19 protein-coding genes are annotated in these 21,162 nt (G+C 46.6%); 15 read left to right on the top strand and 4 right to left on the bottom strand.

Annotated elements, in window-relative coordinates; genetic code table 11:
• The first annotated feature begins 19 nt into the window (after positions 1–19).
• Both aspS and DWY57_RS08065 read left to right on the top strand, forming a co-directional pair.
• Complete coding sequence (gene aspS / locus DWY57_RS08070; RefSeq protein WP_117599713.1) at positions 20–1,777, top strand: aspartate--tRNA ligase; 1,758 nt, start codon at positions 20–22, stop codon at positions 1,775–1,777.
• Positions 1,778–1,798: 21 nt separating this feature from the next.
• Positions 1,799–2,179, top strand: coding sequence for a GtrA family protein (locus tag DWY57_RS08065; RefSeq protein WP_005827823.1), 381 nt, complete (start codon positions 1,799–1,801; stop codon positions 2,177–2,179).
• Positions 2,180–2,205: 26 nt separating this feature from the next.
• On the opposite strand, the gene DWY57_RS08060 is transcribed toward DWY57_RS08065, so the two are convergent.
• The 3 genes from DWY57_RS08060 to DWY57_RS08050 all read right to left on the bottom strand — a co-directional run bounded on the left by DWY57_RS08060 (position 2,206) and on the right by DWY57_RS08050 (position 4,922).
• The gene (locus DWY57_RS08060; RefSeq protein WP_117599714.1) at positions 2,206–3,093 is read right to left on the bottom strand and encodes a carbon-nitrogen hydrolase; all 888 of its coding nucleotides are present in this window, start codon (positions 3,091–3,093) and stop codon (positions 2,206–2,208) included.
• 38 nt (positions 3,094–3,131) lie between these two features.
• Complete coding sequence (locus DWY57_RS08055; protein WP_117599715.1) at positions 3,132–4,247, bottom strand: agmatine deiminase family protein; 1,116 nt, start codon at positions 4,245–4,247, stop codon at positions 3,132–3,134.
• 138 nt (positions 4,248–4,385) lie between these two features.
• Positions 4,386–4,922, bottom strand: coding sequence for a DUF2148 domain-containing protein (locus DWY57_RS08050; RefSeq protein WP_117599716.1), 537 nt, complete (start codon positions 4,920–4,922; stop codon positions 4,386–4,388).
• 92 nt (positions 4,923–5,014) lie between these two features.
• Between DWY57_RS08050 and DWY57_RS08045 the strand changes: the two genes are divergently transcribed.
• The 10 genes from DWY57_RS08045 to DWY57_RS08000 all read left to right on the top strand — a co-directional run bounded on the left by DWY57_RS08045 (position 5,015) and on the right by DWY57_RS08000 (position 17,405).
• Positions 5,015–5,638 (top strand): ABC transporter ATP-binding protein, encoded by a 624-nt coding sequence (locus DWY57_RS08045; RefSeq protein ID WP_117599717.1) that lies wholly within the window; start codon positions 5,015–5,017, stop codon positions 5,636–5,638.
• A gap of 11 nt (positions 5,639–5,649) precedes the next feature.
• Positions 5,650–6,459 (top strand): ABC transporter permease, encoded by an 810-nt coding sequence (locus DWY57_RS08040; RefSeq protein ID WP_117599751.1) that lies wholly within the window; start codon positions 5,650–5,652, stop codon positions 6,457–6,459.
• Between the two features lie 123 nt (positions 6,460–6,582).
• Positions 6,583–7,677, top strand: coding sequence for a Nif3-like dinuclear metal center hexameric protein (locus tag DWY57_RS08035; RefSeq protein ID WP_117599718.1), 1,095 nt, complete (start codon positions 6,583–6,585; stop codon positions 7,675–7,677).
• Positions 7,678–7,682: 5 nt separating this feature from the next.
• A complete protein-coding gene (locus DWY57_RS08030) occupies positions 7,683–8,522 on the top strand; it encodes a C4-type zinc ribbon domain-containing protein (RefSeq protein ID WP_025836049.1) in 840 nt (279 codons plus the stop codon).
• Between the two features lie 143 nt (positions 8,523–8,665).
• On the top strand, positions 8,666–9,799 hold the full coding sequence (locus tag DWY57_RS08025; RefSeq protein WP_119961593.1) for a PCMD domain-containing protein: 1,134 nt from the start codon (positions 8,666–8,668) through the stop codon (positions 9,797–9,799).
• A complete protein-coding gene (locus DWY57_RS08020; RefSeq protein WP_119961555.1) occupies positions 9,796–10,581 on the top strand; it encodes a porin family protein in 786 nt (261 codons plus the stop codon). Before DWY57_RS08025 ends, DWY57_RS08020 begins: the two co-directional genes overlap by 4 nt.
• Positions 10,582–10,675: 94 nt before the next feature.
• A complete protein-coding gene (locus tag DWY57_RS08015; RefSeq protein WP_119961554.1) occupies positions 10,676–12,109 on the top strand; it encodes an efflux transporter outer membrane subunit in 1,434 nt (477 codons plus the stop codon).
• A gap of 25 nt (positions 12,110–12,134) precedes the next feature.
• The gene (locus tag DWY57_RS08010) at positions 12,135–13,238 is read left to right on the top strand and encodes an efflux RND transporter periplasmic adaptor subunit (RefSeq protein ID WP_119961553.1); all 1,104 of its coding nucleotides are present in this window, start codon (positions 12,135–12,137) and stop codon (positions 13,236–13,238) included.
• A gap of 25 nt (positions 13,239–13,263) precedes the next feature.
• Positions 13,264–16,377, top strand: a complete 3,114-nt coding sequence (locus DWY57_RS08005) for a multidrug efflux RND transporter permease subunit (protein WP_118274942.1) — start codon at positions 13,264–13,266, stop codon at positions 16,375–16,377.
• Between the two features lie 137 nt (positions 16,378–16,514).
• Positions 16,515–17,405: a CblA family class A beta-lactamase gene (locus DWY57_RS08000; protein WP_119961552.1), complete on the top strand. Its 891-nt coding sequence runs from the start codon at positions 16,515–16,517 to the stop codon at positions 17,403–17,405.
• 30 nt (positions 17,406–17,435) lie between these two features.
• Here DWY57_RS08000 and DWY57_RS07995 read toward each other — a convergent pair whose 3' ends face one another.
• On the bottom strand, positions 17,436–17,885 hold the full coding sequence (locus DWY57_RS07995) for a type I restriction enzyme HsdR N-terminal domain-containing protein (RefSeq protein WP_117601662.1): 450 nt from the start codon (positions 17,883–17,885) through the stop codon (positions 17,436–17,438).
• A 64-nt stretch (positions 17,886–17,949) separates the two neighbouring features.
• On the opposite strand from DWY57_RS07995, the gene DWY57_RS07990 reads away from it, so the two are divergent.
• The 3 genes from DWY57_RS07990 (at position 17,950) to DWY57_RS07980 (ending at position 21,156) form a co-directional block, all read left to right on the top strand.
• Positions 17,950–18,726, top strand: coding sequence for an AMP nucleosidase (locus DWY57_RS07990; protein WP_117601663.1), 777 nt, complete (start codon positions 17,950–17,952; stop codon positions 18,724–18,726).
• A 39-nt stretch (positions 18,727–18,765) separates the two neighbouring features.
• Entirely contained in the window at positions 18,766–19,785 is a 1,020-nt protein-coding gene (holA, locus tag DWY57_RS07985) for a DNA polymerase III subunit delta (RefSeq protein WP_117601664.1), read from the top strand.
• Between the two features lie 909 nt (positions 19,786–20,694).
• A complete protein-coding gene (locus DWY57_RS07980; protein WP_117601665.1) occupies positions 20,695–21,156 on the top strand; it encodes a helix-turn-helix transcriptional regulator in 462 nt (153 codons plus the stop codon).
• Positions 21,157–21,162: the final 6 nt, after the last annotated feature.

The following is a 21,162-nucleotide window of genomic DNA, read 5'->3' as shown; positions in this document are numbered from 1 at the left end:
TCAAACAGTAAATAAAAAGATGTATAGATCACACACCTGCGGAGAACTCCGTATCTCCGATGTTAACAAGCAAGTGACGCTGGCAGGTTGGGTACAGCGCAGCCGTAAGATGGGAGGCATGACTTTCATTGACCTCCGCGACCGTTACGGAATTACCCAATTAGTGTTCAACGAAGAGGTGAATGCCGAACTTTGCGAGCGTGCCAACCGCTTGGGCCGTGAATTCGTAATCCAGGTTAAAGGTACCGTCAACGAACGTTTCAGCAAAAACCAACATATCCCGACGGGAGATATTGAAATCATCGTATCGGAACTGGATGTTCTGAACTCATCGCTGACCCCTCCCTTCACCATCGAGGAAAATACGGACGGTGGCGACGATATCCGCATGAAGTACCGTTATCTGGACCTGCGCCGTGCCAACGTACGCAGCAATCTGGAGCTTCGTCATAAAATGACAATTGAAGTACGCAAATACCTGGACAGCCAGGGATTCATCGAAGTGGAAACTCCGATTCTGGTAGGCTCCACACCCGAAGGTGCACGCGATTTCGTCGTTCCTTCACGCATGAACCCGGGACAATTCTATGCCTTGCCTCAAAGCCCGCAGACACTGAAACAGTTGTTGATGGTTTCCGGTTTCGACCGTTACTTCCAGATAGCCAAATGCTTCCGTGACGAAGACCTGCGTGCCGACCGCCAGCCGGAATTCACACAGATTGACTGCGAAATGTCTTTTGTGGAGCAGGATGACGTCATCAACCTCTTCGAAGGCATGGCTAAATATCTGTTCAAGGAAATCCGTGGCGTAGAAATGAACGAGCCGTTCATGCGCATGCCATGGGCAGACGCCATGAAGTACTACGGCAGTGACAAGCCCGACCTCCGTTTCGGCATGAAGTTCGTGGAACTGATGGACATCATGAAGGGACACGGATTCCCGGTATTCGACAATGCAGCTTACATCGGCGGTATCTGCGCAGAAGGCGCTGCACACTATACACGCAAACAGCTGGATGCACTGACCGAATTCGTGAAAAGACCGCAAATCGGTGCCAAAGGTATGGTATACGCGCGTGTGGAGGCAGATGGTAACGTAAAATCAAGTGTCGACAAGTTCTATACGCAGGAAGTATTGCAGGAAATGAAGGCTGCTTTCAACGCCAAGCCGGGTGACCTGATTCTGATTCTGAGCGGTGACGATGCCATGAAGACCCGCAAGCAACTGAACGAGTTGCGCCTTGAAATGGGTAACCAACTGGGATTACGCGACAAGAACAAGTTCGTCTGCCTTTGGGTGGTTGACTTCCCGATGTTTGAGTGGAGCGATGAAGAAGGCCGCCTGATGGCTATGCACCACCCGTTCACTCATCCGAAAGACGAAGATATTCCTTTGCTGGATACAGACCCGGCAGCTGTCCGTGCAGATGCATACGATATGGTGTGCAACGGTATTGAAGTGGGTGGAGGTTCCATCCGTATCCACGATGCACAGTTGCAGGCCAAAATGTTCGAGATTCTCGGATTCACTCCGGAGAAGGCTCAGGAGCAGTTCGGCTTCCTGATGAATGCCTTCAAATACGGTGCACCTCCTCACGGTGGTCTGGCATACGGTCTGGACCGTTGGGTCAGCATCTTCGCAGGTCTCGACAGTATCCGCGACTGCATTGCATTCCCCAAAAACAACAGTGGACGCGATGTAATGCTGGATGCACCTTCAGTTATTGACCAGAAGCAGCTGGACGAACTGAATCTGATTGTTGAAGTGAAAGAGTAAAAGCAGGTACAGAGTAGGAGAGTGAAAGAGTCTGCACGCATTTTTCGTTTTGCGGTAATCGGCACGCTGAATGCCTTGATTATGGCTGTTACCGTTTGGGTAATGATGGACGAACTGGACATCAACTATATGCTCTCCAATGTAACCGCATATATACTTGCACAGATACACAACTTCATCTGGTGCAAGTACTGGATATTCCCTACAGAAAAAAAGAGCAACACTTGGCGACAAGTGCTGCTCTTTTCCATAGCTTTCGGAATGGCTTATGGAGCACAATTCCTTTTCCTCATCGGATTGGTAGAAGGACTGGACTGCAACGAGTACCTTGCCCAGTTCCTGGGATTATTCATCTACGGAAGTGTCAATTTCCTGATGAACAAACGGGTGACATTCCGTTAGTTCTCCCCCAGAAATCCCCGTCGTTATCAGTCAAGAAATCGTTTTGTCAATCCGGCATAGGCATCAATTCTGCGGTCGCGCAGGAAAGGCCACCAACGGCGTACATTCTCCGAACGTTCCAAGTCCACCTCTACAACAATATTTTCCGGTCGTTCGTTCCCTGCTTGGGCCAAGAATTCACCTTGCGGTCCGGCCACAAAACTATTTCCCCAAAACAAGATACCATTGGTCTGCATGGAAGGGTCCGGCTCGTGTCCCACGCGGTTCACTGAAACCACCGGCAAACCGTTGGCTACAGCATGTCCACGCTGGGAGATAATCCAAGCATTGAGCTGACGCGCCTTTTCATCATCCGTATCACTGCTTTCCCAACCGATAGCCGTAGGATATATCAGTATTTCAGCTCCCTTCAGTGCCATCAGACGTGCTGCTTCCGGATACCACTGGTCCCAGCATACCAATACCCCCAACTTACCCAAAGATGTCTGAATAGGTTCGAAGCCTATATCACCGGGAGTAAAATAGAATTTCTCATAATAGGCGGGATCATCAGGAATATGCATCTTCCGGTATTTCCCGGCAATGCTGCCGTCACGTTCAAAAACAACCGCTGTGTTATGATACAATCCGGGAGCGCGTTTCTCGAACAGAGAAGTGACCAGTACAATATCGTTGGCAGCAGCCAATTCGGAATAGAACCCCGTAGAAGGACCGGGAATCGGTTCTGCCAAGTCGAACAACTGCGTGTTTTCCGTCTGACAGAAATACAGAGAGTTATGCAGTTCCTGCAAAACGACCAATTGGGCTCCATGCGCCGCACATGCCTCTATGCTTTTGGCCAAATTCATTAAATTAGTCCTGAGGTCCTTCGTATTGGCCTGCTGGATAATACCTACTTTTATTTTCTTTGTCATCTTATTCTATAATTTATTGTTTTACTATGTAATCAACATTACTTCAACACCCCTACTGGATATTGCATGGTAACACAATGCAAAGAACCGTGTTGCTTAATCAAAGCACAGCAATCTATCCCGATAATTTCATAACCGGGAAAAGCCTCCTGCAACACTTTCCCCGCACGGGCATCATTCTCCGGCTGGCGATAGGTGGGGTAAAGCACTGCATCATTCAGAATCAAGAAATTAGCGTAAGTGGCAGGAAGCCGTTCCCCTTCCTCTTCTATCTTATCGGCCATGGGCAGAGCCAGCAAACGGTAAGGTTCCCCCTTTAACGTACGGAAAGTCTTTAGTTGCTCCTCCATGCGATGCAGTTCTTCGTAATGCTCATCATCCGCATCCTTGCATTGCACATAGGCTATTGTGTCGGCAGGGCAGAAACGGGCCAGCGTGTCTATATGGCTGTCTGTATCGTCACCTGCCAAATAACCGTGATCCAGCCAAAGGACACGTTGCAAGTGAAAGACGGAACGAAGATATTCCTCAATTTCCACTCGGTTCATCTGCCCGTTACGGTTAGGAGAAAGCAGGCATTCAGAAGTGGTAAGCAGCGTACCCATACCGTCACTTTCGATAGAACCGCCTTCAAGGACAAACCCCAAGCGATTTACATACTTTCCTTTCATCACTTCCGCCTCCACAGCACGACGCGTAATCAAATTATCCTTATCGGATGCAAACTTCAATCCCCATCCGTTGAACTTAAAGTCGAGCAGAGATACACCGTCAGCATCCAATAGGGTGATGGCTCCATGGTCGCGTGCCCAAGTATCATTCGTTTCGCACTTCAGGAAACGGACATTTTCCATATTCACCCTGCCGAAAATCTGTTTCTTCACCTCATCCGGTTCCGGAGTTACAATCAGCAATGACTCCCTCGCGGCTATTTCGCGGGCAATGGCTACAAAACATTCCTGCACTTCGTCCAACATATAGGCCCAGTCTGTATCTGCATGGGGCCATGTAAGCTGTATGCCGCTTTGCAAAGCCCATTCGGCAGGCAAGTGGGGAGCACGTGTCTCTACCTGAAAAATCATATTCTTGCCAAAACGCACCTGACAGTCCTTCTCTGCGGCACCCCCCAACGGAAGTCCTACAAAATATCCCATATTATTTATCTTTTCTAATTCGTTACTTTTTAAGTTAGCAGAGAGAGGGAGAATAAACCTTAGGTTTAGAATTGCCAAACCTCTACTTCAGACTTCTAAACCTCTACTCTATGATTACAAACCTCTACTCGTCAATTATCACTTATCTTCCTTCGGTTTCCGGTCGAAGAACGGATTCTTGGAGGATGCACTCACCGGAATGGCAAAAACAGTCTTGCATCCTTTCAGCCAATCCAAACGCTGGGCGGCAAGTCCGGCAGAAAACATGACACGGGTATCCACCCTCAAATCGGCAGCCATGGCACAAGCCGAGCCTATGGCTATCCCTACATCCACCGTATTCAAGGCACAAGGCACTCCCTCCGGACGGCCGGCACAAGTGGGAAAACCGCAGTGTCCGCAATTCAAACCTTGCGCCTGCTCGCGCGTACCTATTATAATTACACATTCAGCCTGCAAAATGTTGTCCGCATCACGGAGAAAGAACTTCATACCATGCTCTTCAACCATAGCGACCATCTTTTCAGACAGCTTCTTAATGTCTTCACCCGTAACCAGCGCAGCTTCAATCACATCAATACCTTTTCCTTTCGGTGCCGTGCGCGCAGCAGTCAGCATTTGCCTTGCCACATCAAGCACATGTTCGTGGCGGCAATCCCGTTCATTCTGTATCATAGTCTTTCTTTCCTGAATTAATTAGTGCGTCAAAGATAGCACAAATATTTTTTTGCACTATCTTTGCGATACAGAAAGATTAAAGGAACACCATGCTGCAAATAGAAAATGCCAGTATCGCCTACGGCAACGATATACTTTTCTCGGGTTTCAACCTGCAATTGGAAAGGGGAGAGATAGCCAGTATCTCCGGCCCTTCGGGATGCGGAAAGTCGTCACTGCTGAATGCCATACTCGGGTTTATCCCGTTAAAAGAAGGACGTATCGTATTAGACGGCATTCCGCTGGATAAAGGAAACGTCGACGTTGTCCGTAAGCAGACTGCATGGATTCCACAAGAACTGGCATTGCCGCTGGAGTGGGTAAAGGACATGGTACAGTTGCCCTTCGGTCTAAAGGCAAACCGGGGCACGCCTTTTTCTGAAACCCGCTTATTTGCATGTTTCGAGGATTTGGGTCTGGAGCGGGAGTTATATTACAAACGGGTAAACGAAATATCCGGAGGCCAACGCCAACGGATGATGATAGCCGTAGCCTCAATGATTGGCAAGCCACTGACCATTGTCGATGAGCCGACTTCCGCTCTCGACTCCGGTTCCGCGGAAAAAGTACTTTCTTTCTTCCGCAGGCAGACAGAAAAGGGAAATACCATACTGACCGTATCCCATGACAAAAGATTTGCCGACGGATGCGACCGACATATAATCATGAAATAACATACACACTATTGGGAACCATAGATATATCATACCTCAGCCTGGGCATCGGATTATTGCTATTATTAATACCGTTGTTTTACATATGGAAGTTCAAGACCGGACTGTTGCGCGCTACTGTGATAGGTACGGCACGCATGATTGTCCAGTTGTTCTTCATCGGCATATACTTGAACTACCTCTTCTTATGGGATAACCCGTGGATAAACTTTCTATGGGTAATTGTCATGATATTCGTAGCATCGCAGACGGCATTGGCACGAACGCAATTGAAGAGGAAGATTCTGTTCCTGCCCATATCCGCAGGTTTCTTATGCAGTGTAGTATGTGTAGGCTTGTACTTTATCGGAATAGTACTGAGAGTGGAAAACGTATTCAGCGCCCGGTATTTCATCCCTATTTTCGGCATACTGATGGGCAACATGCTATCCAGTAACGTCATAGCCCTCAATACCTATTATAGCGGATTGAAACGAGAACAACAGCTTTACCGATATCTTCTCGGCAATGGTGCTACAAGAGCAGAAGCACAGGCACCTTTCATCCGCCAAGCCATCATCAAATCCTTCAGTCCGCTGATTGCCAATATATCCGTGATGGGGCTGGTTGCTTTTCCGGGAACCATGATTGGCCAGATATTGGGTGGCAGCAGCCCGAATGTAGCCATCAAATATCAGATGATGATTATGGTCATCACCTTTACCGCCTCCATGCTGTCACTGATGATTACAATCTCTCTGGCTTCCTGCAAGTCGTTCGACGCCTACGGCAAGCTACTGCCGGTGATGGTGGAGAAGAAGGGAAAAAAGGAGCAAAAATAACCACATCATACCCGCAAAGAGTTCAATTGCATATAAATATACAGTCTACAAGACTTTTTTAAACTGGAATTCTTTTTAATCCACTGCTTTTTACTATATTTGCAACCAAATTTTCTGTTCACAATGAAAATTAAGGAATTAGTAAGCGCCCTTGAACGGTTCGCGCCTCTGCCATTGCAAGACGGATTTGATAATGCCGGCCTGCAAATCGGATTGACAGATGCGGAAGCAACAGGGGCTTTGTTGTGTCTTGACGTTACTGAAGCCGTACTGGATGAAGCCATTGCATTGGGATATAATGTGGTTATATCACATCACCCTCTCATTTTCAAAGGGTATAAGTCCATCACGGGCAGGGATTATGTGGAACGTTGTATCTTGAAAGCCATCAAGAATGACATCGTTGTTTATGCTGCGCACACTAACCTTGATAATGCGCCGGGAGGAGTGAACTTCAAGATTGCCGAGAAAATCGGTTTGAAGAATGTCCGTATTCTGGAAGCCAAAGAAAATGCGCTGGTGAAGCTGACCGCATTTGTACCGACCGCCCAAGCGGAAGACGTGAGAAAAGCCTTGTTCGACGCCGGATGCGGCAATATCGGCAACTATGATTCGTGCAGTTATAATCTGGAAGGCGAGGGGACATTCCGAGCCCGAAAAGGCGCCAATCCATACTGTGGAGCGATAGGGGAGCTGCATACCGAGCGTGAAGTACGTATTGAGACAATCATACCCGCCTACAAAAAAGCGGAGGCTGTCAAGGCACTGCTTGCGGCACACCCGTATGAAGAACCGGCCTATGATATTTATCCCTTGCAAAACTCATGGGTACAAGCCGGAGCTGGTGTCATTGGCGAACTGGAAGTACCGGAGACAGAACTTGAATTCCTGAAACGGATAAAGAAAACCTTCGAAGTAGGGTGTCTCAGACATAACAAACTCCTCGGACGGGAAATACAGACTGTTGCATTATGTGGCGGCGCCGGCGCTTTCCTAATGCCGCTTGCCATCCGCAACCGTGCAGATGTCTTTATCACCGGCGAGATAAAATACCATGACTATTTCGGACATGATACCGATATATTATTGGCTGAAATAGGGCATTATGAAAGTGAGCAATATACGAAAGAAATATTTTATACAATAATCCGGGATTTGTTTCCTCATTTTGAGGTCCAGATGACCAAGGTGAATACAAACCCCATAAAATACATGTAAGTAAAATGGCTAAAGAAGCAAAAAAAGATCCTCAGGAATTAACCGTAGAACAGAAGTTGAAAGCTTTGTTCCAATTGCAGACAATGCTGTCCAAAATCGATGAAATCAAGACGTTGAGAGGTGAACTTCCACTGGAAGTACAAGACTTGGAAGACGAAATAGCCGGTCTGAGTACCCGTATAGACAGAATCAAGGCAGAAGTATCCGAGTTGAAATCCTCCATCGCAGGAAAGAAAGTTGAAATTGAAACCGCAAAGGCTTCTGTAGCTAAATATAAAGACCAGCAGGACAACGTACGCAACAACCGCGAATATGACTTCTTGAGCAAGGAAATCGAATTCCAGACATTGGAAATCGAACTCTGCGAAAAGCGTATCAAGGAATTTGCCGCACAAGAGGAAGAAAAATCTCAGGAAGTAGCAGAAAGCACTGCTGCGCTGGAAGAAAGACAAAAAGACCTCGACGTAAAGAAGAGCGAACTGGACGAAATCATCTCCGAGACTAAGCAAGAGGAAGAGAAGCTGAGAGACAAGGCCAAAGAACTGGAAACAAAGATTGAACCCCGTCTGCTTCAGTCCTTCAAACGTATCCGTAAGAATTCACGCAATGGACTGGGTATCGTATACGTACAGCGTGATGCTTGCGGTGGTTGCTTCAACAAGATTCCGCCTCAGAGACAATTGGACATCCGCTCACGCAAGAAAATCATCGTTTGCGAATATTGTGGCCGTATCATGATTGACCCGGAACTGGCAGGTATAACTCCCGAACAGAAAGTGGAAGTTGTAAAGGAAAAGCCAGTAAGAGCCAAAAGAAAAATCGTACATATCGGCTCAGATAATTAAAAATAGAACATTTTTATATATAAAACGGCAATAGTCAAGACCTCTATTGCCGTTTTTTTGTTAAATAAGCTCATAAAGCTCTATAGTTAAAGAAAAAAGGTGTAGTTTTGTCAGATAGAAACAACAAATTTAAATTTAAAGACATGAAGCTAAACAAGTTATTCATACTTTATTCATTGCTGGGAATATTAATGACATCTTGCATACAAGATGAAGCACTCAATGCCGAAGCTGATATAGAGACATGCACAGTTCCCGGTGATATCTTAAATAGAGAACCGATCATTGAAAACGACAAAATTACCTTGATTGTAAAAAAGGGAACCGATGTCACAGCACTTGCTCCTAAATTTACCTTGACACCGGGTGCTACTATCACACCGGAAAGTGGAAGCACGCTCGACTTCTCGCAACCGCAATATTACGAGGTCACTTCCGAGGATCGCAAATGGAAAAAGCAATATAAGGTAGAGGTTTCTTTTTCCGGAGTCACCAATAGTACATATAGTTTTGAAAATGTGAAATTTAATAGTGGGGGAAAATATCAAATTTTTTATGAGACAGACCAACAAGGCGTCGAAACTATGACTTGGGCAAGCGGTAACCCTGGATTTGCATTGACTGGTGTACAAGGTGACCATAATATATATCCTACCTACCAGTATGCCCAAGGATACAAAGGTAAATGTCTAGGCCTGACTACTCGCAAAACGGGCTTTTTGGGCAACAGTGTCAATATGCCTATTGCCGCCGGTAATTTGTTCATCGGCACATTTGATGTGCTCAATGCATTACAAGATGCATTAAAAGCCACAAAATTCGGTTCCCAATTCGAGTATATCCCTACTCATTTACAAGGATATTATAAATACAAGTCCGGAGAGACATTCTATATACTTGATAAAAATTCTCCGGATAAGCTAAAACCCATACCCGGTAAAAAAGATATTTGTGACATTTATGCCGTATTTTATGAAAGTACGGATGATTTAAAGATTCTTGACGGAACCAATATTCTGGCAGATGATAACCCTAATATAATAGCTGTTGCCCGTATAGACAATGCTAAAGAAACTGACCAATGGTTAGAATTCTATCTACCATTTACCTTCCGCCCCGGGAAGTTTGTTGATCAAGGAAAACTGGAGGCAGGAAAGTACAATCTTGCAATCGTATTTTCTTCCAGTATCCGGGGAGATCATTTTGAAGGTGCTCCAGGTAGTACATTATATATAGATGAAGTTAAATTAGGCTACGATAAACCACAAGAAGAATGAAAAAGAACATATTAGCCATTGGTATATTTATACTGGCAAGTGTAACAACCGCGTTGTATGCTCAAGAAGATAGAAACCACGGGATTATCTGGTCATCTTTACGAGGACTAGAATATGAAATTAAAGCGGGATTCAATATAGGCGGCACTGCTCCTTTACCGCTTCCTGAAGAAATTCGCTCCATAAATGGTTACTCACCTAATGCCAATCTCTCTATAGAGGGAAATATCATCAAATGGCTGGGAAAAGACAATAAATGGGGAATTATTCTTGGTCTTCGGATGGAGAACAAAGGAATGGAAACCAAAGCACGTACTAAAAATTATAGTATGGAGATCATAGGTGACGGAGGCGAGAAACTGAAAGGAAACTGGACAGGTATGGTAAAAACCAAATTCCGCGGTTCCTATTTTTCCATTCCGTTGCTGGGAGCTTATAAATTAAGTCCGCGTGTGCGTTTAAGCGCAGGTCCTTACATTTCATTCATGACCAGTGGTGACTTCTCCGGTCATGTAAACGACGGTTATTTAAGAAAAGATAATCCTACCGGAGACAAAGTAAAATTTGAAGGTGAACAAATTGCTCCTTACGATTTTTCGGATGATTTACGCAAAATCCAATGGGGCGTGCAAGCCGGTGTAGACTGGCGTGCCTTCAAGCATCTGAATGTATTTGCCGACCTTACATGGGGATTGAATGATATTTTTAAGAAAGATTTCAATACCATTACCTTTGCCATGTATCCCATCTACTTGAATGTAGGATTCGGGTATGCTTTCTGATAATACTCAGTACACCTGATAAGATACTCATAAACAAATAAAGGTTTAGGTTGTTATCAATCCCATAAAAAGATAACCACCTAAACCTTTATTTATGAATATAAAAGCTTGGAGCACTGCGTTGCTCATATTATGCCTATGTCCTGCGGCTATGGCACAGAAAGCCAACCGCTATCTTGAGAAGCCACTCCCACAAGGCTGGGGAAGGGACGTCTCCCATACCATTCCCGGAGATGACAATCTGTTCAGCGGACAGATACCACCCGTTGACGACAAGTGGTGGAAAGCATTCGATGACCCGATGCTGGATTCATTGATTACGGTAGCCTCCACTCAAAACTATTCCGTACTTTCTGCCATGGACCGTATGGATATGGCCAAAGCCAACCTGCGGATAGAACGCGGCGGCTTTTTTCCTTCCATCTCATTGGACGGAGGATGGGCACGGCAGCAAAGCAGCGGCAATGTCAACGCACTTCCGCAATCCATTACCGGTGCATACAGCGCCTCGCTCAACGCCAGTTGGGAGCTGGACGTATTCGGAAGTATCCGCCAACGGGTAAAGGCACAGCGGGAAACCTTCATGGCAAGCAAGGAGGAATATACCTCCGTCATGGTATCCCTCTGTGCCCAGATAGCTTCCGCCTACATCGGACTCCGCGAACTGCAGCAAGAACTAAGTGTAGTGACCCACAATTGCCATACCCAGGCAGCCGTACTTAACATCACCGAAGTACGCTACAAAACCGGACTGGTGTCCAAACTGGACGTTTCACAAGCCAAATCCGTATATTACAGTACCAAAGCCTCCATCCCGCAACTGGAGGCAGGCATCAACCAATACATCACGACGCTCGCAATCTTACTCGGTACTTATCCCCAACATATCCGCCCCATACTGGAAAAACCGGGTAAACTGCCCGACTACATGGAACCTATAGGCATCGGCATTCCTGCCGACCTGCTGCTCCGCCGCCCCGATATACGGCAAGCCGAACGCCAAGTCAACGCACAAGCGGCAATGCTTGGCGCATCCCAAAGAGACTGGCTGCCGCAAGTGTTCCTGAAAGGTTCCATCGGCTATTCCTCCCATGACTTGAAGGACTTGACTAAACGGAACAGTATGACATTTGAAATTGCTCCAAGCATCAGCTGGACCTTATTCAGCGGTACCAAACTGGTGAACGCCACCCGTCTGGCACGTGCCCAGCTCGATGAATCCATTCACCAGTTCAACCAGACAGTGCTTACCGCCGTGCAGGAAACAGATAATGCCATGAACTCCTACCGCAACTCCATCCAACAGATTGTTGCCATGCGCGAAGTATGCAATCAGGGAGAAGAAACGCTAAAGCTCTCCCTCGATTTGTACAAACAAGGGCTTACTCCCTTCCAGAACGTACTGGACGCACTACGCTCACTCCTGACATACGAAAATCAACTGGTGCAGGCACAAGGCAGCTCCTTGCTGCATCTGATAGCCTTATACCAGGCATTGGGAGGCGGATATGAAATGAATCAGAAATAAGAATATAAACTAAACCGAACCGTATATGAAAAATCAAATGTACATCACCCTGCTCATCCTGCCATTGCTGGCAACGGGATGCGGGGGAAGGAAAGAAACGGCACAAACGATGCCCATTCCCGAGATAAGCGTGGCCCGTCCGACAGTGCAGAACATCACGCTGACAAAAGAATATCCGGGCTACCTGACTTCTGAAAAGACCGTAGACCTGGTAGGCAGAGTCAGCGGAACCTTACAGACCATCTCTTACGCTCCCGGCAGCCGGGTACGCCAGGGACAAGTGCTTTTTGTCATCGAACCGACAGTCTATCAAGACAATGTGCGGCAGGCAGAAGCAGAACTCAACACTGCCCGCGCCAACCTGGAATACGCCCAAAACAACTACACACGTATGCAGGAGGCCGTGAAAAGCGATGCTGTAAGCCGTATACAAGTGCTGCAAGCACAATCCAACGTGGCAACCTCGCAGGCTGCAGTGAGCAATGCGGAAGCAGCCCTGAACACGGCACGCACCAATCTGAGCTACTGCACCGTCCGTGCCCCCTTCGACGGCACTGTAAGCCGTAACCTGGTGGATGCCGGAAGCTATGTAGGCGGCAGCGTGCAGCCCGTCACACTGGCAACCATCTACAAGGACGACCATCTGTACACCTACTTCAACGTGGCAGACAACCAATGGCTCTCCATGCTGATGCAGCAAGGGGACAGCATTCCCCGGCAAGTAACCGTCAGCCTGGGCAAAGACGGGCTTCTCACTTATCCTGCACAACTGGATTATCTTTCGCCCAACGTAGACTTGAACACCGGAACTCTGAACATCCGCGCCCGTCTCGACAATCCTAAAGGACTTCTGAAAAGCGGCCTCTACGTCAGCATCATCTTGCCCTACGGAGAGCAACAGCAGGCCATCCTGCTGCCGGATGCCTCCATCGGCACCGACCAGCTGGGGAAATACATATACGTAGTCAACGATTCGAATATAGTGCGCTACCGCCATATAGAAACCGGACAACTGATAGGGGACAGCCTACGCCAGATAAGGGCAGGCATCACTCCCCGGGAACGCTACGTCACCAAAGCGCTGATGAAGGTAAGGGATGGAATGAAAGTACATCCCATCGACAACTAATATGAATTGATTAATACCAAAGCCTATGTTTTCAAAATTCTTCATAGACCGTCCTATCTTTGCTACCGTATTGGCGCTGCTCATCGTCGTAGCAGGACTGGTCACACTGGGTATCCTGCCCATTGCCCAATATCCGGACATCACACCACCCACCGTGCAGGTCAGTGCCGTATATCCCGGAGCCAATGCGCAGACGGTAGCACAAACCGTCGGCATTCCCATCGAGCAGCAAGTCAACGGAGTGGACGGAATGCTTTATATGTCCTCCAACTCCAGCTCATCGGGCGCTTACTCGCTTACCATTACTTTTGCCGTAGGCACGGACATTGATATGGCTACCGTACAAGTTCAGAACCGGGTCAGCGTGGCCCAGTCGTCACTGCCTACTCCCGTTGTGGTACAAGGTGTCACGGTGCAGAAACAGTCATCGAACATCGTGATGTTCCTCACGATGACGTCGGACAGCAAAGACTACGACGGACTTTACCTCAGCAACTATGCCAAGCTGAATCTTGTGGACCAACTGACGCGTGTGCCCGGTGTGGGTGCCGTCAATGTGATGGGAGCAGGGGACTACTCCATGCGTATCTGGCTCGACCCTGCCGCCATGCGCATCCGCTATCTTTCGCCGGCCGATGTATACCAAGCCATCCAATCACAGAATGTGGAAGTCAGCGCAGGTAACGTAGGGCAACCCATCGGCACAGACAATAAAAATGCCTATCAATACAGCCTGACCGTAAAAGGGCGCCTTACCTCACCCGAAGAGTTCGGCAACATCATCCTGCGTACCGAAGCCGGAGGGAAGATACTCCGTCTGCGCGACGTGGCGCACATCGACCTAGGCTCGGCCTCTTACAGCGTAGTATCCCAACTGGACGGGAAACCCACCGCTGCCATCGCTATCTATCAGCAACCTGGCAGCAACTCGCTGGACGTTTCCAAAGGAGTAAAGGCAAAAATGCAGGAACTCTCGCAGAATTTCCCTGCAGGCATACAATACAATGTAACCCTGGACACTACGGATGTCATTCATGCCTCCATAGACGAAGTGATGGTGACGTTCCTTGAAACGACCCTGCTGGTAGTCCTCGTCATCTTCCTATTTCTGCAGAACTGGCGGGCGGTCGTCATTCCTTGTATCACTATTCCGGTATCACTCATCGGCACACTGGCCGTCATGTCCTTGTTCGGCTTCTCCATCAATACGCTGACGCTGTTCGGGCTGATACTTGCCGTGGCCATCGTGGTGGATGATGCCATTGTGGTGGTGGAGAACTCCACGCGTCTGCTGGACACGGGGCGCTACACCTCCCGCCAGGCTGTGACCGAAGCGATGGGAGAGATTACCGGACCCATTGTCGGGGTAGTGCTGGTGCTGCTTGCCGTATTTATCCCGACAACACTCGTCAGCGGCATATCAGGACAACTGTATAAACAGTTTGCCTTGACCATTGCAGCCAGCACCGTACTTAGCGGATTCAACTCACTGACCCTTACTCCGGCACTCTGTGCCTTGATGCTACAACCTACCCGGCCTTCCAAAAATCCCCTATATCGGGGGTTCAACCATCTGTACGACAAGACACAAGGAGTCTACGACCGGATAGTGGAGTACCTGCTCCAACGCCCTGTCGCTTCCATCGTTTCATATGCGGTTTTCACATTGATTGCTGTCCTGCTGTTTGTCAAATGGCCGTCCACATTTGTTCCGGAAGAAGATGACGGCTATTTCCTCGCAGTGGTACAGCTTCCCCCTGCATCGAGCCTGGAGCGCACCCAAGCCGTAGGAAAGCAGATAAATAAGATTCTCGATTCTTACCCCGAAATAAAGGACTACATCGGCATATCCGGCTTCTCCGTGATGGGAGGTGGAGAGCAAAGCAATGCGGCCACTTACTTCATCGTACTGAAAAACTGGAATGAACGCAAGGGAAAGGAACATACGGCTGAAGCCGTAGTACAGCGCTTCAATATGGAAGTATATGGCATCCAGGAAGCGGAGATATTTGCCATGGTCCCGCCTGCCATCCCCGGACTGGGAGCTACCGGAGGCCTGCAACTCCAATTGGAAGACCGCCACAACCTCGGCGCCACCGAGATGCAGCGTGCTGTAGAGACCTTGATGGAGCATTACCGCAATTATCCGGCACTGGCATCGGTCAGCAGCCAGTACCAAGCCAATGTACCGCAATATTTTTTGAATATAGACCGCGACAAGGTACAGTTGATGGGTATCCCGCTGAACAGTGTATTCACCGCCTTGGGTTACTATATGGGGGAGGCCTACGTCAACGACTATGTACAGTTCGGACACATCTACCAAGTGAAATTGGGGGCGGGCGACCGTGCCCAGCGTGTCATCGACGATGTTCTGAAATTGAGCGTTCCCAATGCATCGGGAGAAATGGTACCTTTCTCTTCCTTCACCCGGGTGGAAGAGCAGTTAGGCATGGACCAGATAAATAGATATAACATGTACTCCACAGCAGCCGTGACTTGCAATGTGGCTCCGGGCAGCAGTTCGGGAGAGGGTATCCGGCAAATGGAAAGTCTAATCAAGGAGCATCTCGGAGACGAGTTCGGATATGAATGGACTTCGGTAGCCTATCAGGAGACGCAGGCGGGAACCACTACAACCGTCGTATTCGTCATGGCACTGTTGGTTGCCTTCCTTGTGCTTGCCGCACAATACGAAAGCTGGACCAGTCCGGTAGCCGCCGTAATGGGACTTCCGGTAGCGCTGCTCGGTGCCATGCTGGGATGCTATGTCATGGGGACTCCGGTCAGCATCTACACACAAATTGGAATCATTCTGCTTGTCGCCTTGTCTGCCAAAAACGGTATTCTGATTGTGGAGTTTGCACGTGACTTTCGTGCACAAGGCAATTCAATCCGCGATGCGGCATTCCAGGCCGGACATATCCGTCTGCGGCCTATTCTGATGACATCGCTTGCATTTGTATTCGGGGTTATGCCGCTGCTTTTTGCAACCGGAGCAGGGGCGGGAAGCCGTATTGCACTGGGAGCCGCTGTAGTGTTTGGTATGGCACTGAATACCTTGCTTGCCACGGTCTATATTCCTAATTTCTACGAATTGATGCAGAAGTTGCAGGAGAAGTTCAGTAAGAAACAATAGGGAGGATGAGCTACAAGTTATGGATTATGGGTTATAAGCTATCACACTTATAACCCATAATCCATAACTCATTTTAGCAACTTGCTGCTAAAAGTTGTATCTTTGCGTGCGAATTGCCTCTTAAAGAAATTGAAGTTATGAAAGCATATTTCATCGCCATACTTACCTTATTCACTTGTATAGCTACCGTCGTCCGGGCGCAGCAAATGTCTGAACTTGAAAACCAGATTGACAGTCTGCTCAATGGCAAGAAAGCCACCGTTGGTATAGCCGTATGGACAGACAAAGGAGACATGCTCCGGTATAACGACCATGTACACTTCCCCTTGCTCAGTGTATTCAAATTCCATGTGGCACTGGCCGTACTGGACAAGATGGATAAGCAAAGCATCAGCCTGGACAGCATTGTTTCCATAAAGGCATCCCAAATGCTGCCCAATATCTACAGCCCCCTGCGGAAGAAGTTTCCCGACCAGGATTTCACGATTACGCTTAGGGAGCTGATGCAATACAGCATTTCCCAAAGCGACAACAATGCCTGCGACATCTTGATAGAATATGCAGGAGGTATCAAACATATCAATGACTATATCCGCCGGTTGGGTATCGACTCCTTCAACCTCTCGGAAACAGAAGACGACATGCACTCCAGCTTCGAGGCTGTATACCGCAACTGGAGTACTCCTTCCGCTATGGCCCGGCTACTGAGAACAGCCGATGAAAAAGAGTTGTTCTCCAACAAGGAACTGAAAGACTTCTTGTGGCAGACCATGATAGATACTGAAACCGGCGCCAACAAATTGAAAGGTATGTTGCCAGCCCAAACCGTGGTAGGACACAAGACCGGTTCTTCCGACCGCAATGCCGACGGCATGAAAACTGCAGATAATGATGCCGGGCTCGTTATTCTTCCCGACGGTCGGAAATACTACATTGCCACCTTCATCATGGACTCATACGAGACGGATGAGGACAATGCAGACATCATCGCCCGCATATCACGCATGGTATATGATGCGATGAGATGAGAAAGGCAAGAAGGCTATCGGTAGCTCCTCCTATAAATCTTGATACTCAGGTATATCCTGCAGAAAAGTATAGCTGTTATGCTCGTAATCTATGCGGCAACAATAATGCTGAAGCCCGTTGCTGACAATCAGATAATCCACTTTCAGCACCATGTTGTAGCGGGTAATCTGGTCGAAAACCTTTTGGGTGATTTCTATTTCGGGCGCCTTGTATTCCACAATCATCCGGGCGGTGAGGTCACGCCGATAAAGCACCGTATCACAGCGTTTCTTTGTACCATTCAGCTGTACCTGCACTTCATTTGCCATAAGCGCCTGAGGATACCCCTTGTGAGCAAGAAGAAAGTGGACGAAGTGCTGCCGCACCCATTCTTCGGGCGTCAAAGCAACATAACGACGACGGATTACATCGAAAATAACATTTTTTCCATTCCTTGCGGCAATTTTAGCATCGAATGCTGGTAGGTTTAACGATAACATTTACTACATTTGTAAGTTAAATAATGGTTCCCGTCTTTCGGGAACACAAATTTAATGAAATCTTATGAAAACAAAAGAAGAAATCGTAGCCAATTGGCTGCCCCGTTACACAAAGCGTAACCTGGAGGATTTTGGAGAGTACATTCTGTTGACCAACTTCAACAAGTATGTAGAGATTTTCGCAGAAAAGTTCAATGTTCCCATTCTCGGTAAAGATGCCAATATGACATCTGCCAGCGCAGAAGGAATGACCATCATTAATTTCGGTATGGGAAGCCCTAATGCCGCCATTATCATGGACTTGCTGAGCGCCATCAAGCCCAAGGCATGTCTGTTCCTAGGCAAGTGTGGCGGCATAGACAAGAAAAATAGAATAGGGGACCTCATCCTCCCTATAGCCGCCATCCGCGGCGAAGGTACTTCCAACGACTACTTCCCGCCCGAAGTCCCGTCACTCCCGGCATTTATGCTGCAACGCGCCGTTTCTTCCGCCATCCGCGACTATGCCCGCGACTACTGGACCGGTACCGTATACACCACCAACCGCCGCATTTGGGAACATGACGAGGGGTTCAAGGAATATCTGAAGAAAACCCGTGCCATGGCTGTCGATATGGAAACGGCAACCTTATTCAGTTGTGGTTTTGCCAATCATATTCCTACGGGAGCCCTTCTGCTGGTTTCGGACCAACCGATGATTCCGGAAGGTGTAAAAACCGACAAGAGCGACAACATGGTTACCCAGAACTATGTAAATGAGCATGTTGAAATCGGAATTGCATCCCTGCGCATGATTATTGATGAGAAGAAAACCGTAAAACACTTGAAGTTCGACTGGTAATCCTCTTTACGGGACATACCCTCGTAACACTTACTTTATATGGCAAAACAAGAAACGACCTGTGATGATATTCTAAAAGAGTTGAGAGCCAAACAATACCGCCCCGTCTACTATCTCATGGGCGAGGAATCGTATTACATAGACCTCATCTCCGACTATATTGTAGACAATGTTCTCACTGACACCGAAAAGGAATTTAACCTGACCGTAGTCTACGGTGCAGATGTGGATATAGCCACTGTCATCAATGCGGCCAAGCGCTATCCGATGATGTCCGAACGCCAGGTCGTAGTCGTAAAGGAAGCGCAGGCCATCCGCAACATGGAAGAGCTTTCATACTACCTGCAAAAGCCGTTGAACTCCACCATTCTTGTTCTATGCCACAAACATGGGGTGCTGGACAGAAGAAAAAAGCTGGTGGCCGAAATAGAGAAGGTGGGGGTTCTATTTGAATCCAAGAAGGTAAAGGATGCCCAGTTACCGGCATTCATCACCTCATACATGAAGCGCAAAGGTGTAGATTTGGATCCCAAAGCTACCTCCATGCTTGCCGATTTCGTAGGTACGGACCTCAGCCGCCTTACGGGAGAACTGGAAAAACTGATTATAACTCTTCCAAAAGGTCAGACACGCGTCACCCCCGAACAGATAGAACGCAACATCGGAATCAGCAAAGATTATAATAACTTTGAACTTCGCAGTGCCATCGTAGAAAAAGACATACTAAAGGCCAATAAAATAATAAAATATTTTGAAGAAAATCCGAAAACGAATCCTATCCAGATGACTTTATCTTTACTTTTCGGCTTCTTCTCCAACTTAATGTTGGCTTACTATGCGCCCGAAAAGACGGAGCAGGGTATTGCCAGTTTCATAGGATTAAAGACTCCCTGGCAGTCGCGCGAATACCTAAGTGCCATGCGTCGTTACAGCGGAGTAAAGACCATGCAGATAATCGGGGAGATTCGATATGCAGATGCCAAATCCAAAGGAGTAGGAAATTCCTCCCTAAGCGATGGAGATATCCTCCGGGAATTGGTCTTTAAGATTCTACATTAACTTCCATACAGTATACTTTTCCATAAAAGGGAAAAAGCATAAAACAGACTGATTTGATATCATTATGTCATTTTTAGGGGGATTTATCCCCCTTTTTTCTATTTTACTCCTTAGCATAGACTATAAAATAGAAGATAATACTCATATTTACAGCAAATTACGTCCATTTATAAGCTCTGAGAATCGCGTTTTTATAACGAATCGACCAATTATACAGAAATAAAGCAAGGATTTAAGTCTTGAAGACTAGAAAATAAATAAAGCATCTTATTCTCTTATTTATGTCACATTTTTTCTCCTTTAGTAAAAAAGAAGAGATGGAGCAATTCAGCTTTAAATCGTCATATAAGAAATCTGCTACACTTTTCAAGAGTACAATAGTTGTAATACACAACTAGGATAATTGACTATTGTGAATTCAACACATTACATATATATCTATATGACGAGTGTATTATAACACATGTAATATTACATCTAAAAAACAAATGTAATAAGCGACATTCAACATCGTAAACTATTAGTTTACAAAAATGATAGAGTAGGGGTTAACCCATGTAGTTACAAGCAATAAATAGATGTATATAAATTATATACAATGATTAATCAAATTATTAGATTATATTTTATATAAAATAAACGACAAACAAATGTAATATAGTATTTATTATCAGAAATCACCAATATAATACACTAATAATTAGATAAATATGCCATTTTATTAAACTTAAAATAAATATCTATTTTACCCATGATTTGTATTATAGCATTTGTAATGATGAATATTGTAATAATAACATTTCATTTGTAAATCATAAAATATCACATTTTTAATTTGCTTTTGTGATGTCATTTTTTTACTTTTGTAATCCAATAAATAGCATGTACAATTGTAATAACACATAAACCATGAGTATAAAAGATAGGTTCAAAATGGTTATGGACCGGGAGAAACTGACAGCAGGAGCTTTTGCCGAGAGTATTGGCGTGGCCCAAGCCACCATTTCCCACATCTTGGGTCCGCGTAACAAATATCCAAGTACGGAAGTTATTCTCCGATTACATCAACGCTACAATGATATAAACTTGGAGTGGCTGCTTACCGGAAAAGGTAATATGAGTAATAATCCGGATTCACCCGAAAACGATGGATTCGACTATCCTTTATTCGCTGAGAATCCGGAAAACCTGACCAAAGGGCCGGATGAAACTGAAAATCGCAAGGAAATTGCATTAGAAACATCTCTAAAAGCACCTAAAGAGATTGTAAGACAAGAGATTATCTACAAAGAAAGACCTCCCAGAAAAATCACTGAAATAAGAATTTTCTTTGATGACAATACCTACGAGACTTTCAAACCGGAAAATTAAGGAATG

The sequence above is a fragment of the Bacteroides sp. AF25-5LB genome, assembly GCF_003602965.1.
Taxonomy (GTDB): Bacteria; Bacteroidota; Bacteroidia; order Bacteroidales; family Bacteroidaceae; genus Bacteroides; species Bacteroides uniformis.
This window is presented reverse-complemented; position numbering and strand designations above follow the sequence as displayed.

What these genes read in the sequence shown, in the direction of transcription:
- aspS (WP_117599713.1), top strand. Translation starts at nt 20, where the DNA reads ATGTATAGATCACACACCTGCGGAGAACTCCGTATCTCCGATGTTAAC.
- DWY57_RS08060 (WP_117599714.1), bottom strand. Translation starts at nt 3,093, where the DNA reads ATGACAAAGAAAATAAAAGTAGGTATTATCCAGCAGGCCAATACGAAG.
- DWY57_RS08055 (WP_117599715.1), bottom strand. Translation starts at nt 4,247, where the DNA reads ATGGGATATTTTGTAGGACTTCCGTTGGGGGGTGCCGCAGAGAAGGAC.
- DWY57_RS08050 (WP_117599716.1), bottom strand. Translation starts at nt 4,922, where the DNA reads ATGATACAGAATGAACGGGATTGCCGCCACGAACATGTGCTTGATGTG.
- DWY57_RS08045 (WP_117599717.1), top strand. Translation starts at nt 5,015, where the DNA reads ATGCTGCAAATAGAAAATGCCAGTATCGCCTACGGCAACGATATACTT.
- DWY57_RS08035 (WP_117599718.1), top strand. Translation starts at nt 6,583, where the DNA reads ATGAAAATTAAGGAATTAGTAAGCGCCCTTGAACGGTTCGCGCCTCTG.
- DWY57_RS08030 (WP_025836049.1), top strand. Translation starts at nt 7,683, where the DNA reads ATGGCTAAAGAAGCAAAAAAAGATCCTCAGGAATTAACCGTAGAACAG.
- DWY57_RS08025 (WP_119961593.1), top strand. Translation starts at nt 8,666, where the DNA reads ATGAAGCTAAACAAGTTATTCATACTTTATTCATTGCTGGGAATATTA.
- DWY57_RS08020 (WP_119961555.1), top strand. Translation starts at nt 9,796, where the DNA reads ATGAAAAAGAACATATTAGCCATTGGTATATTTATACTGGCAAGTGTA.
- DWY57_RS08015 (WP_119961554.1), top strand. Translation starts at nt 10,676, where the DNA reads ATGAATATAAAAGCTTGGAGCACTGCGTTGCTCATATTATGCCTATGT.
- DWY57_RS08010 (WP_119961553.1), top strand. Translation starts at nt 12,135, where the DNA reads ATGAAAAATCAAATGTACATCACCCTGCTCATCCTGCCATTGCTGGCA.
- DWY57_RS08005 (WP_118274942.1), top strand. Translation starts at nt 13,264, where the DNA reads ATGTTTTCAAAATTCTTCATAGACCGTCCTATCTTTGCTACCGTATTG.
- DWY57_RS08000 (WP_119961552.1), top strand. Translation starts at nt 16,515, where the DNA reads ATGAAAGCATATTTCATCGCCATACTTACCTTATTCACTTGTATAGCT.
- DWY57_RS07995 (WP_117601662.1), bottom strand. Translation starts at nt 17,885, where the DNA reads ATGTTATCGTTAAACCTACCAGCATTCGATGCTAAAATTGCCGCAAGG.
- DWY57_RS07990 (WP_117601663.1), top strand. Translation starts at nt 17,950, where the DNA reads ATGAAAACAAAAGAAGAAATCGTAGCCAATTGGCTGCCCCGTTACACA.
- holA (WP_117601664.1), top strand. Translation starts at nt 18,766, where the DNA reads ATGGCAAAACAAGAAACGACCTGTGATGATATTCTAAAAGAGTTGAGA.
- DWY57_RS07980 (WP_117601665.1), top strand. Translation starts at nt 20,695, where the DNA reads ATGAGTATAAAAGATAGGTTCAAAATGGTTATGGACCGGGAGAAACTG.